The 13599-nt window shown below is 73.4% G+C and carries 5 protein-coding genes; all 5 read right to left on the bottom strand.

Annotated features, from left to right (window positions below; translation table 11 throughout):
• The coding region (locus tag ACFSKW_RS16525; RefSeq protein ID WP_379573126.1) for a condensation domain-containing protein at positions 1 to 1570 on the bottom strand (1570 nt) is incomplete at its 3' end.
• Positions 1563 to 4829 (bottom strand): amino acid adenylation domain-containing protein, encoded by a 3267-nt coding sequence (locus tag ACFSKW_RS16520; protein WP_379573125.1) that lies wholly within the window; start codon positions 4827 to 4829, stop codon positions 1563 to 1565. The genes ACFSKW_RS16525 and ACFSKW_RS16520, both read right to left, overlap by 8 nt.
• Entirely contained in the window at positions 4826 to 7996 is a 3171-nt protein-coding gene (locus ACFSKW_RS16515; RefSeq protein WP_379573124.1) for a non-ribosomal peptide synthetase, read from the bottom strand. The genes ACFSKW_RS16520 and ACFSKW_RS16515 overlap by 4 nt, the downstream gene beginning before the upstream one ends.
• On the bottom strand, positions 7993 to 8190 hold the full coding sequence (locus ACFSKW_RS16510) for an MbtH family protein (protein WP_379573123.1): 198 nt from the start codon (positions 8188 to 8190) through the stop codon (positions 7993 to 7995). Before ACFSKW_RS16510 ends, ACFSKW_RS16515 begins: the two co-directional genes overlap by 4 nt.
• Positions 8187 to 13571, bottom strand: coding sequence for a type I polyketide synthase (locus tag ACFSKW_RS16505; RefSeq protein WP_379573122.1), 5385 nt, complete (start codon positions 13569 to 13571; stop codon positions 8187 to 8189). Before ACFSKW_RS16505 ends, ACFSKW_RS16510 begins: the two co-directional genes overlap by 4 nt.
• Positions 13572 to 13599: the final 28 nt, after the last annotated feature.

The raw sequence follows: 13599 nt of genomic DNA, 5'->3' as shown, positions 1-13599 counted from the left end.
CCATGCGGACGCCGACGGGCTGGTCGGGGTGTGCTCCCGCGTCGCGCAGGTGGGCGGCCACGGTTCGCGCCCGCTGGGCGAGCTCTTGGTAGGTCAGCCGGTCGCCCTCGAATACCAGGGCTGTGGCGTCGGGGGTGCGTTCTGCCTGTTCGAAGACCAGGCCGTGCAGGGTCCCGCCTGGATGCTCCCGGTCGGTGGCGTTCCAGCGGGACACCACCAGCTCCCGCTCCTCCGGCGGCAGGAACTCCAGCTCGCCCACCGGTGTCTCCGGCCCTGCCACGATCGCCCGCAGCAGCGCCTCGAACCGCCGCGACAGCCGCTCGATCGTCTCCGGCAGGAACAGCTCGCTGTTGTAGACGAACCGCCCCGTCAGCCCTTCGCCGGCCTCGGTGACGTACAACTCCAGATCGAAGCGGGTGGTCGAGGTGTCCAGCTCGAAGCCCTCACCGCCGGCCCGGTAGTTCTGCAGGGCGAGCAGCACCTGCAACTGCGGCCTGCTGACGTCGCGCACCGGGTCCAGCTCCGCCACCAGCTTCTCGAACGGCAGCTCCTGGTGCCCGTAGACCTCCAGCGCCGCGTCCCTGGTACGGCGGAGCAGCTCGGCGAACCCGGGATCGCCCCCCAGCCTGGCCCGCATCGGCAGCAGGTTGACGAACAACCCCACCACGGACTCGAACTCCGGCCTGCTCCGCCCGGCCACCGGCGAGCCCACCACGAAGTCGGCCGCGCCCGACCACCGGCCGAGCAGGACCTGGAAGGCGGCGAGCAACGCCATGTACAGCGTCGCCCCCTCGCTCTGGGCCAGCCCACGCAGCCGTCCTGTCACCTCCGCGTCCACCGAGAGATCGCACCAGCCGCCCTTCATCCCCTGGACGGGAGGGCGCGGCAGGTCGAGCGGCAGGTCCAGCGGCGCCACCCCGGCCAGCTCAGCGCGCCAGAACGCCAGATCGCGCTCCAGCACGTCACCGGTCAGGCGCTCCCGCTGCCACAGCGCGTAGTCGCCGAAGCCGATCCCTGGCGGAGGGCCAGGGTCGTTCAGCAGCTCGCGCAGGATCAGGTCGGCGGACCAGCCGTCGGTCACGATGTGGTGGGCGGCGACAAGGAGCGCGTGGTCGTCGGGGGCGAGCCGTACCAGGAGGGCGCGCAGCAGCGGCCCCGTGGCCAGGTCGAACGGCAGAGCGAGCTCGGCGCCGAGCAGTCGCCTGGCCTCCTCCTCCGACGCCGCGTCCACGACCCGCAGCGGCACCCGCGACGACGCGGCGACGCGCACCTCTGGCCGGCCGTCCGGCCCGGCGGGAAAAGTCATCCGCAGGCTCTCGTGCCGCGCCACCGTGGCGTCGAGCCGCTCCCGCAGCAGCGCCACGTCGACGGTTTCGCGCAGCCGGGCGGAGGCGGGCAGCACGTACGCCCCCGTGCCGGGAGCGAACTGCTCCATGAACCAGAGGCGCTCCTGCGCGAACGAGAGCGGCGGCGCCACCCCGCCGGGCCGGCGCGCGATCGGCTGCTCGGTGTTCAGCCCGGTCACGGCCTTGCGGAAGCGCGCCTCGAGCCGGGCCCGCCGCTCATCCACGCGCGTTCGCCTCCTCGCCGCCGCCGGTCTCACCTGAACCGGTCCCGTCGCTGTCGGTCCGGGCGTCGCCCGCCTCGTCGAACTCCGCCTCGGCCAGCCGTTCGAGCGCGGCGGCCAGGTCACGCGGGGTGGGGTGGGTGAAGGCCAGCTTCAGCGGCACGTCGAGCTCGGCGGCGGCCGCGATCCTGGCCGTGGTCCTGGTGGCCAGCAGCGAGTGGCCACCGAGCTGGAAGAAGTCGTCCAGCGCGCCCACCCGCTCCAGCCCGAGCACCTCGGCCCACACCGCGCACACCAGCTCCTCGGCCGCCGTCGCGGGCGACTCGTACCCGGTGGCGGCGCGCCGCTCGGGCGTGGGCAGCGCGTCCTGGTCGACCTTGCCGCCGGGCGTGAGCGGGATCCGGTCCACCAGGACGATCGCCCCCGGCACCATGTGCGGCGGCAGCTCCGCGCCCAGGTGCTCGCGCAGGGCGGCCTCCAGGCCCGAATCTCCGGCCGCGCCCGGCACGGCGTAGGCGATCAGGCCGCCGTCGCGGACCACCACGGCCGCCTGGGCCACCGCGGGATGCGACAGCAGGCAGGACTCGACCTCACCGGGTTCCACCCGGTAGCCGCGCACCTTCGCCTGCCGGTCGAGCCTGCCCAGGATCTCCAGCCGGCCGTCCAGTCGGAAGCGGGCGCGGTCGCCTGTCCGGTAGCGGCGCGTGCCGCCGGGACCGGGCAGGAAACGCTCGGCGGTCAGCGCGGGCGCGCCGCGGTAGCCGCGGGCCAGGCCCGCCCCGCCGATGTACAGCTCGCCCGCCACACCCGGAGGGACGGGTCCGCCGTCGGGGGCGAGCACCTCCAGCGTGGTGCCCGACAGCGGATGGCCCACGGTCGGGCGCCGCTCGGACTCCGACGGGTCCAGCTCGGCGGCGGTCGCGATGACCGTCGTCTCCGTGGGGCCGTAGCTGTTGACCACACGGGCGCCCTGTGGCCCCGACGCGTACCAGGCGGCCAGGGCGGGACCGGGAAGCGGGTCGGCGCCGAGAATGAGCAGCCGGAGCTCCGGCGGCCAGGCGGCGCCGGCGGCGAGCAGTTCCTGCCAGTAGGAGGTGGGCAGGTCCATGACGGTCAGCGCGGCGCCCGCGGGGGTCTTCAGGAAGTCGGGCAGCGGCTCGTCCGGGCACAGGACCAGCTCGGCGCCCGCCGCCAGCGCCGGGTAGATCTCCTCCGCGTGCGTGTCGAAGCTCGCCGACGCGAACTGCAGGACGCGGTCGCCGGGTCCGACGTCGTAGGCGGCCCGCATCCAGTCCACCCGCGCGGCCAGCGCCTCGCGGGGCACCTCGACGCCCTTGGGCCGTCCGGTGGAGCCAGAGGTGTAGATCACGTAGGCCAGTGACCTGGGGTTCCCGGCGAGTCCCGCGACGTCCTCGCCTGGATCGCCGAGCGAGACCATCGGCAGGTCGCACTCCAGCAGGCCGTCCTCCGACAGCAGCACCTCGGCCCCTGAGTCCCGCAGCATCCACCGCAGCCGCTCGGCCGGGTAGGCGGGGTCCAGGGGCAGGTAGGCGCCGCCCGCCCTGCCCACGGCCAGCATCCCGGCGATCAGCTCGACCGAGCGGCGGGCGCACAGGCCCACCACGGTCTCCGCTCCCACGCCCGCCTCGACCAGCCGTCCGGCCAGCCGTGACGCAAGCGAGGACAGCTCCGCGTACGTGAGGCTGCGCGAGCCCTGGGTGACCGCGACCGCGGACGGCGACAGCCGTACCCGCTCCTCGAACAGCTCGACCACGTCGCGCGCCGCGCTCTCGGCGGCGGGCCCTGCCTCCGGCAGCCGGTCCTCCGGCAGCGTCATCGCGGCCCGCAACGCCGACAGCGACGCCTCAGGGGAGTCGGCCACCGTCTCCAGCACCCGCTCCCACCTGCGCAGCAGCCGGGTCGCCGTCTCCTCGTCGAACAGGTCGGCGGCATAGGACAGCAGGGCGTACAGGGTGCCCTCGCGCTGGGTGACGTCCAGCATCAGGTCGAACTTGGCCTGTGCCGCGCCAGGGTCGAAGACCTCCACCTCGATTCCCGGCAGCGGCAGCGCGGACGCGTCCTTGTCCTGGATCACGAACATGGCCTGGAACAGCGGCGTCGTGCTCAGGTCACGGCGAACGCCGAGGTCGTTGAGCAGGCGTTCGAAGGGGATGTCCTGGTGGGCGAAGGCGTCCAGGACCGTCGCCTTGGTGCGGGTGAGCAGGTCACGGAAGGACGGGTCGCCCGACAGGTCGCCGCGCAGCACCAGCGTCTCGGGGAAGAAGCCGACGACGTCCTGCAGCTCGGGCCGGTCGCGCCCGGCGATCACCGAGCCGACCGCGACATCGTCCTGTCCGGAATGCGCCCACAACAGCGTCTGGTAGGCGGCCAGCAGCACCATGAACAGCGTGCACCGCTCGTCACGGGCCAGCCGCTCCAGCCGAGCGGTCAGCTCGGCGCCGATCCTGCGCACCTTGTAGTCGCCGCTGGGCGTGCGCACGGCCGGCCGTGGCCGGTCCACCGGCAGTTCGAGCGGCTCCAGCCCTGCCAGTTGCGCGCGCCAGTAGTCGAGGTCGCGCTGCGAGGGCTCACGGGAGCGCTGCCACGCCGCGAAGTCGCGGTAGTCCAGCGACGGCTCAGGCAGGTCCGCCCGGCCGCCGCGCGACGCGGCCGCGTAGGCGCTGACCAGCTCGCCGAGCAGCAGCTTCAGCGACCAGCCGTCGGCCACGATGTGGTGCAGCACCAGGCAGAGCACGTGGTCGGTGTCCGACAGCGCCAGCAGGTGCACCCGCACCAGCGGCCCCGCGGCCAGGTCGAACGGGGTGTTCGTGAGCTCGGCGACCAGCGTCGTGGCCCGCCCCTCCCGCTCGGCCGCGGGGACGTCGCCCAGGTCCACGATGGCCGGTTCGAGCTTCATCGACGGCTCGACCACCTGCACCGGTCTGCCCTCGTCCGCGGGAAAGCGCGCCCGCAGCGTCGGATGCCGCGCCACCAGCGTGTCCAGGGCGTGCCCGAGCGCCTCGATCGAGAGCCGACCGCGCAGCCGCTGCACCATGAACATGTTGTAGGAGGCGTCGGCCGGATCCAACCGCTGCAGGAACCACAGCCGCTCCTGCCCGTAGGACAGCGGCGCGGGGCCGTCCGGGTCGGGGCGCGGCGGGATGCCCGCCGCGCGCACCGGTGCCTGCCGCCGGAGCCTGCGCTCCAGCGCCGCGCGCTGTTCCGGGCTCAGCCGCGCCAGCCGTCCCCGCATGTCGCTCATGCGTCCGCATCCTCCACAGGGTCCTCCGCCAGCAGCGCGTCCAGCTCGGCGTCGCCGAGCTGCAGTTCCAGTACGGCCAGCGCCTGCTCGGCCACCGTGGTCAGCTCGAAGCAGACCCGCAGGTCCATCTCGATCCCGTAGACCTCCCTGTACCGGGTGACCAGCAGCACCGCAAGCAGCGAGTGCCCGCCCAGTTCGAAGAAGTCGTCGTCCACGCCCACCCGGTCGCGGCCCAGCAGCTCGCCCCAGAGCGCGCACAGCTCGGCCTCGAGCGGCGTGCCAGGCTCGGCGTAGGCGGTGCCGAGGTCGGTGCGGCCAGGCCCGGTGGGCGCCGGCAGCGCGGCCCTGTCGAGCTTGCCGCTCGGCCCCAGCGGGAACTCCGACACCTGCACGAACGCCTGCGGCAGCAGCGGCGGCGGCAGCTTGCGGGCCAGCGTGGTGCGCATGGCGTGGGCCAGCTCGTGCGACTCGCCCGACCAGTCCACGTACGCGACCAGCCCGCGGCCGCCTGGAGCGTCGTCGCGCAGCGCCACCACGGCCCGCCGCACACGCGGGTCCTCGGCCAGCGCCGCCTCCACCTCGCCGGGCTCGACCCGCCAGCCGTGCACCTTCACCTGGTCGTCGATCCGGCCGAGGAACTCCAGCTCGCCGTCGGGCCGCAGCCTGGCCAGGTCGCCGGTGGCGTACAACCGGGAGCCCGGCGGGCCGTAAGGGTCGGGCACGAACCGCTCGGCCGTGAGACCGGGGCGGCCCGCATAGCCGCGGGCGACCTGGACGCCGCCGATGTGCAGGTGCCCGGGCACGCCGACGGGCATCGGCTCCAGCCGCTCGTCGAGCACGTGCAGGCGGCAGCCCGGCATCGGGCGGCCGATCGGCAGCGTGGCGCGTCCCTCGACGTCCTCGCACTTCCAGGCGGTGACGTCGACGGCCGCCTCGGTCGGGCCGTACAGGTTGTGCAGCTCGACGCCGGGCAGCCGTTCGAAGAAGCGGGCCGCCATCCGCGGCGTCAGCTCCTCGCCGCTGCACACCACGCGCCTCAGCGACGTGCACGACTCGATGCCGGGCTCCTCCAGGAACAGCGCCAGCATCGAGGGCACGAAGTGCATCGTGGTGACGCCGTGCCGCTTGATCAGGTCGCGCTGGTGGTTGGGGTCGCGGTGACCGCCGGGGCGGACCGGCACCAGGCTCGCGCCCTGGACCAGCGGCCAGAAGAACTCCCACACCGACACGTCGAAGCTGGTCGGCGTCTTCTGCATGACCACGTCGGACGCCGTGAGCCCGAACCTGTCCTGCATCCAGGCGAGCCGGTTGACGATCCCGCGATGGGAGTTGACCACCGCCTTCGGCCGGCCGGTCGAGCCGGAGGTGTAGATCAGGTAGGCGGCGTCGTCGGGGCCGGTGACCGGGTCCAGGTCGTCGGACGGCTCGTCGAAGTCGTCCTCCAGGAGCACCGGCTTGACCGAGCCCCCTGGCAGCGCCTCGCGCAGGTGCCGCTGCGTCAGCAGCACCCTGGCGCCGCTGTCGGACAGCATGTACGCCAGCCGGTGCCGCGGGTATTCGGGGTCGAGCGGCACGTACGCGCCGCCCGCCTTGAGCACCGCGAGCAGCGCCACGACCAGCTCGGGCGAGCGCTCGGCGCAGACCGCGACGGGGTGGCCGCGCCCGACCCTGATCTTCCGTAGCCAGCGGGCCAGCCGGTTGGCGCGGGCGTTCAGCTCGGCGTAGGTCAGGGTGGTGTCGCCGAAGACGACGGCGGGCGCGTCGGGCGTGGCCGCCGCCTGCGCCTCGACGAGCGCGGACAGCGTGGTCTCCGGTCGCTCGAGCTCCCCGCCCGCGCCGAGCGCGAGCACGTGCTCGCGCGCCTCGGGCGTGAGCACCGGCAGCGTCTCCACCGCCTGGTCGGGGTCGGCGACCGCGGCCTCGACCAGCGTGCGCAGCTGGTCGTCGAACCGCTCGATCGTCTCGGGGTCGAACAGGTCGGTGGCGTACTCCAGCCGGGTGTGCAGCCTGCCGTCGCGCATGTTCAGGTCGAGCTGGATGTCGACCTTCGCGGTGCCGTTGGCGATCTGCCCCTCGTTGGTGCCGCTGGCCAGGTTGAACATCACCTGGTACAGCGGCGGCACGCTGAGGTCCCTGGTCGGCTGCAGGTCCTCCACCAGCCGCTCGAACGGCAGCTCCTGGTGGTCCAGCGCCTCGGCCACCGTGGCGCGCACCCGCGTGGCCGCCTCGCGGAAGCTCGGCGAGCCCGACAGGTCCACGCGCAGCGGCACCGCGTTGACGAACATCCCGATGACCGGCTCGGTCTCCGGCAGCAGGCGCCCGGCGATCGGGGTGCCCACCACGATGTCGTCCAGGCCCGACCAGCGCGACAGCACGGCCGCGTAGGCGGTGAGCATCACCGTGAACAGCGTCGTGTTGAGGTCCTTGGCGAGCCGCTCCAGCCGGGAGCTCAGCTCGGGGGAGTAGGCCCCGAGCCGCATCTCTCCCCGATAGGTACGGCGGGCCGGACGCGGCCGGTCGCCGGGCAGACCCAGGTCGGCCGGGACACCGGCGAGCCGCTGCCGCCAGTGGGCCAGCTCCTTCTCCAGGAACTCGCCGGTCAGGCGACCGCGCTGCCACACCGCGAAGTCGGCGAACTGGATCTGCAGCTCCGCCAGCTTGGGCGCCCTGCCCTCGCCGATCGCGTCGTAGCACTCCTCCAGCTCTTCGACCAGGATCATGCTGGAGACGCCGTCGAACACGGTGTGGTCGAAGACGATGACCAGCCTCAGGTCGTCGTCGGCCATGCGGACCTGCCTGGCCCGCCACAGCGGCGCCTGCTCCAGCACGAACGGCGCCGCCGCGTCAGCCCTGGCCAGCCGCTTGAGCTCCGGCTCCCGCTCGGCCGCGGGCAGGTGGGTCAGGTCGGTCTCGGTGACCGAGGCCGGCGGGGCGGAGCCGGTGACGATCTGCGTGACCTGACCGTCCCTGAACTCGAACGTGGTCCGCAGCGCCTCGTGCCGACGCACCACCAGGTCGATCGCCTGCTCCAGGCGGCGCGGATCCACCGGCTGCCTGGCGGTCATCGGCATCAGCATGCCGATGTTGTAGACGGCCAGGTCGGGTTCGAAGCGGGCCAGGAACCACATGCGCTCCTGGCCGGATGATGCGGGGAAGGCGTCGCTCACAGAACGCTTCCTCCGTCCATGGCCTCACGCAGGCTCTTCGGCCGCATGTCGGTCCAGACCTGCTCGATGTGGGCAAGGCACTCGTCCTTGGTGCCGGAGAAGCCCGCGTCGTGCCAGCCCGCGGGGTTCTCCCTGCCCGCCGGCCAGATCGAGTACTGCTCCTCGTCGTTGAGCACGACCTTGACGTCGCTCACTGCTCGCTCCTTCGCGGAAGCCGTGGGATGGTCTGACCGGCAGGATCGGCGGCGGGGGCGCGCCTGGCCTCGTCGATGAGCGCCGCGACCCCCGCCACGGTCGGCTCCTCGAACAGGCTGCGCATGGGCAGCCGCACGCCCAGTTCCTTGCGGATGAGGGCGATGAGCTGGACCGCGATGAGCGAGTTGCCGCCCAGTTCGAAGAAGTCGTCGTCGATGCCGATGTGCTCGCCGCCGAGCACCTCGCCCCAGAGCCTGGCGATCGTGGTCTCCACCTCGCCGCGCGGCGCGACGTAGCCCTCGCCGGGGGATCTGGCCTGGCGATCGGCGACGGCCGCGGGATCGAGCTCGGACTCGACCGTCTCCTGCGTCAGCGAGCCGACGCCGGCTATCAGGTCGGCGACCGGCGTGGCCGCCACCACGACCTGCGGGCCCAGCGGTGCGGCCAGCAGCCTGCGAAGCGCCTGCGCCCCCTCCGCGGGCCTGATGCCGACGGCGTCCTCCGGGGTGGCCGCCACCGTGCTCCCCTCGCGCTGGGAGTCGGCGTTGGCGACGACCCCCGCGACGACGGAGTCGGTGTCGATGCGGCGCAGCACGTAGTCCGAGATCTGCACCAGCACCGTGCCGTCGGGCGCGATGAGCGTCACGTCCACGGCCAGCACCTCGTCGGTGTCGCTGGCGGTGATGCGCAGGTGGCTCCAGAACGCCTCGGGCAGGCGGTCCCGCACGGTGATCCGGCCGTAGCCGAGCGGCAGGTAGTGACCCTCGACCTCCACCCAGCTGAACGAGGTGGCGCTGTCCATGAGGGCCGGGTGCAGCCCCCACCGGTCCAGGTCCTCCAGCACCACGTCGTCGGCCTCGAACAGGCCGAGCGCCTCGTGCCGGCCGACGTGCGCGCTGCTCAGGTTCCTGCCCCAGTGGGCGCCCAGCGTCAGCAGGCCCGACAGCGGAACCCCGCCCTGGCCGTCAGGCGACAGCGCGCAGCGGTCCATGATCGTCCGCAGGTCCACGCGGTCGACGGCGCCCGGGTTCACCTTGGCCGCCACGCCGCGGGCGTGGGTGCGGTGGGAGTCGCCGACGATGCTCTGCACCTGGAACTCGGCGCCGTCGGACTCGGGCGTGAACATCACCCGCACCTCGGCGGTCGCGCCGTCGGCCACCGACAGCGGCTCGACGAAGACCACGTCCCGCAGCTCGATCAGCCCGTCGCCGGGCAGTACCGCCTCGGCGGCGGTCCTGGCCAGCTCGACGTGGCCGGTGCCGGGCAGCACCGGCACCTCGGAGATGCGGTGCTCGTCCAGCACCCAGTGGGTCTGGGGAGAGAGCGTGCCGCTGCACCAGTCGAGGCTCTCGCCCTCGTGCCTGGCGTTGATCACGGGGTGGTCGATCGCCTTGATCCGGTCGCCGCGCTGCAGGGCGACGAACCCCGCGGGTGCCGCCGTCTCCGCGGCCATGCCGACTTCCAGCCACTTGCCCCAGTTCACGCTGACGAGCTGGGCGGTGTTCCAGCCGCGCCCTGCGCGTGCGTGCGCGTCGAGGAAGTTGTTGGCCGCGCAGTAGTCGATCTGCCCGAACCCGCCGGCCACCGCGGTGATCGACGAGCAGAGCACCACCGCCTCGAGCTCGAGATCGCCGAAGGCGGCCTGGAGCGCGAGCGTGCCGAGCACCTTGGGCCGCAGCACGGCCTCGGCCGCCTCGCGCTCCTTGACCTCGGCCATGCCGCCGCCGGGCAGGCCCGCCGCGTGCACGAGCACGTCCACCCGGCCGAACGCGGCCAGCGTCTCGTCCCTGACCCGCCGCATGTCGGCGGCGTCGGTGACGTCGGCGGCGAAGCACAGCACCTGAGCGCCCGCCTCCTCCATCCGGCGGATCGCCGCCGCGGCCCTGGCCTCGCGCGCCGAGCGCGGCGGCCCGTCCTGCAGGCCGCCGCGCGAGAGCAGCACCAGCCGCACCCGCGCCCGCGCGGCCAGGTCCTCGGCCAGCGAGATGCCGATGCCGCCCAGACCGCCGGTGATCACGTACACCTGGCCGTCGCGCGGCTCGCCCGGCTCCTCGGCCACCTCCAGCTGCTCGTAGCCGAGCAGCCAGCGCCGGCCTCCACGCAGTCCGACAGGAGCCAGCAGCCCCGCCTCGCCAGGCTCGGCCTGCCTGCCCAGCTCGGCCGCCGCGCCCCTGACCCAGTCGGTCCCCGCGACGTCGATCTGCCGCACGCGCAGCCACGGCGTCTCCAGCGGCACCACCCGCGCGAACGCCGCGAGCGTCGCGTGCTCGGGCCTGGTCAGGTCGTCGCCGACGACGTCCATCGTCCCCGTGGTGACCAGATCGAGCTGGACGCCGCCCGCGGGCTGCGCCGCCGACAGCGCCTGCACCAGGGCCAGGACGCCGAAGAAGCCGTGCTCCTGCGCCTCCCACGTGTCCTGCGCGCCTGCCGTCGCCCACGCGTGGACGATCCGCTCGGGCACCTCGCCGACCGCCTCCAGCAGGGCGTCGTAGTCCTCCCGTACGGCCGGCCGTACCGTGAACCGGTCGCCGTCGGCGGTGAAGCCGGCGCCCTGCCGTACCTCCAGCACCTCGGCGCCCGACGCGCGCAGCGCGGCGGCCAGCGCGGCCGAGTCGTCGTCGACGAACGCCAGGCACCGTGTCACCGGCTCGGGGCGGGACGGCCCCGGCGACGCCTGCCGCCAGACCGGAACCCCGTACCACCGCTCGGGCGGCAGGTTGCCCTGCACCTGCTGGGCCCTGGCGACGCCGCCGACCCACGCGCCCTGCGGGTCGGGGTCGATCCAGGCGCGCTGCCGCTCCCACGCGTAGCCGGGCAGCGACACCCGGTAGCCCGGGGCGCCGAAGTCGCCCAGCTCGACGCCGTTCACCCACAGCGCGCCCACGGCCTGCGAGAACACCTGCACGTCCCCGGCCTTGTCGCGCGGCCCAGGCAGCGACGGCAGCGGGCCGACCGCGCCGGCCGGCAGCTGGGCCTTGGCCAGCCCGGACAGCTGGCGGCCAGGCCCGCACTCGATCATGATCCACTCGCCGTCGGCGATCAGGTTCGCGACGCAGTCGCCGAAGCGCACCGGCTCCCGCACGTGCCTGGCCCAGTACGACGGGTCGGTGGCCTCGGCGGCGGTGATCCACGTGCCGCTCACGTTCGACAGGAACGGCAGGCTCGGCGCGCTCAGCTCGGTCGCCGCGACCAGCGCGCGGAACTCGCCGAGCATCGGCTCCATCATCGCCGAGTGGAAGGCGTGCGAGGTGCGCAGCGCGGTGCAGCCGACGCCCTCCTCCTCCAGCATCTCGGCCAGCTCGCGCACCGACGCCGACGGCCCTGCCACCACACACGTGCCGGGGCCGTTGACCGTCGCCACCGACACGTCGTCGGGCAGCAGCGGCGCGACCTCGTCCGGCATGAGCTGCACGGCCAGCATCGAGCCGGTCGGCATGCCCTGGATGAGCCGCCCTCGCGCCTCCACCAGGCGCAACGCGTCCGGCAGCGTGAACACGCCGGCGATGGTCGCGGCCACGTACTCGCCGATGCTGTGCCCGATCATCGCCGCGGGCTCGACGCCGAGCGAGAGCCACAGCCTGGCCAGCGCGTACTCGACGGTGAACAGCGCCGGCTGGGTGAGCGAGGTCTGCCGCAGCCGCTCGTCGGCCTCCTCGCCGGTGGCGAAGATCTGCTCCCTGATGTCCAGGATCGCCGAGCACTCGTCGACGGCCTCGCGGAAGACGGGCTCGTTCTCGTACAGCTCGGCCGCCATGCCGCCGTACTGCGCGCCCTGGCCGGAGAACAGGAACGCCACCTGCGGCGCCCGCTTCGGCTTGCTCCCCGAGACGATCCGCTTGGGGTCGGCCAGCGCGGCGATCGCGTCGGCGGGCGAGGTCGCCACCACCGCGGCCCTGCTCTTGAGCTCGCGCCGGCCCACCCGCAGCGTGAACGCCACGTCAGCAAGGTCGGCGTCCGGGTGCTCGGCGAGGTGGGCGGCCAGCCGCTCCCGCGCCGCGGCGAGCGCGGCGTCGGTCCTGGCCGACAGCTTCAGCAGGTGAGCGGGCCGCTCGCGGGGGAGCGCCGCCCGCGGCGGAGCCTCCTCGAGTACGGCATGCGCGTTGGTCCCGCCGATGCCGAAGGAGCTGACGCCCGCGCGGCGGGGGAAGCCGTTGCGCTCCCACTTGACCGGAGTGGAGACCACGTAGAACGGGCTCGACGGGAAGTCGATCTTCGGGTTGGGGCTCTCGTAGTGCAGCGTCGGCGGGATCAGCCCCTTCTCCAGGGACAGCACCGCCTTGATCACGCTGGCCACGCCCGCGGACTGCCCGAGGTGGCCGATGTTGCTCTTGACCGAGCCGATGCCGCACCACTGGGTGTCGCTCGTGTCCCGCGCGAACACGCTGGACAGCGCCGCCACCTCGATCGGGTCGCCGAGCGCGGTGCCGGTGCCGTGCGCCTCGACGTAGGTGACCGTGCGCGGGTCCACGCCGCCCACGCCGAGCGCCTGGGCGATGACCGCGGCCTGGCCGTCCATGCTCGGCGCGGAGAAGCCCACCTTGCCCGCGCCGTCGTTGTTGATCGCGTTGCCGCGCACGACCGCGCGGATGTTGTCGCGATCGGCGATCGCCTCCGACAGCCGCTTCAGCACGATCACGCCGCCGCCGCTGCCCCAGATCGTGCCGCCCGCGTTGGCGTCGAAGGGGCGGCAGTGGCCGTCGGGGGAGACGATGCCGTCCTGGTCGTAGACGTAGCCCTGACCCTGCGGCAGGTCGAGCATGGCGGCTCCGGCCAGCGCGATGTCGCACTCGCCGTTGCGCAGCGCCTCGCACGCGATGTGCAGCGCCACCAGCGCCGTCGAGCACGCGGTGTGCACGGTGTAGCTGGGACCGCGCAGGTCGAGCTTGTAGGAGGCGAGCGTGGCGCAGTAGTCGACGTGGTTGCCGACCATGATGGCCAGCCATCCGGCGTTGGCGTGCGCCTGGGCGTTGCTGCGGATGTTGATCCACTGGTAGAAGTCCGAACCCGACCCGGCGTAGACGCCTATCTCTCCCGGGTAGCGGAACGGGTCGTAGCCCGCGTCCTCCAGCGCCGTGTGCGACAGCTCGAGGAACAGCCGGTGCTGCGGGTCGCGAACCTCGGCCTCCCTGATCGACATGCCGAAGAACGCCGCGTCGAAGCCCTGATGGTCGTCCATCACCATCGCCGCCGGCACGAAGGCCGGGTCGGCGAGTGTGCTCTCGGACACGCCCAGCGCCCGCTGCTCGTCCAGCGTGTAGGTGGTCAGCGACTCCACGCCGTCGGCGAGGTTGCGCCAGAACTGCTGCGCGTCACCCGCTCCAGGGACCCGGCACGACAGGCCGATGATCGCGATCGGCTCAACCGTGGGCTCGTCGGTCATGCGCCCTCCCTGTGTGATTGATGACCTG

The sequence above is a fragment of the Nonomuraea mangrovi genome (assembly GCF_042681425.1).
GTDB lineage: Bacteria > Actinomycetota > Actinomycetes > Streptosporangiales > Streptosporangiaceae > Nonomuraea > Nonomuraea mangrovi.
This window is presented reverse-complemented; position numbering and strand designations above follow the sequence as displayed.

Excerpts from the sequence above, each read along its gene's own strand:
- ACFSKW_RS16520 (WP_379573125.1), bottom strand. The coding sequence starts at position 4,829 with ATGAGCGACATGCGGGGACGGCTGGCGCGGCTGAGCCCGGAACAGCGC.
- ACFSKW_RS16505 (WP_379573122.1), bottom strand. The coding sequence starts at position 13,571 with ATGACCGACGAGCCCACGGTTGAGCCGATCGCGATCATCGGCCTGTCG.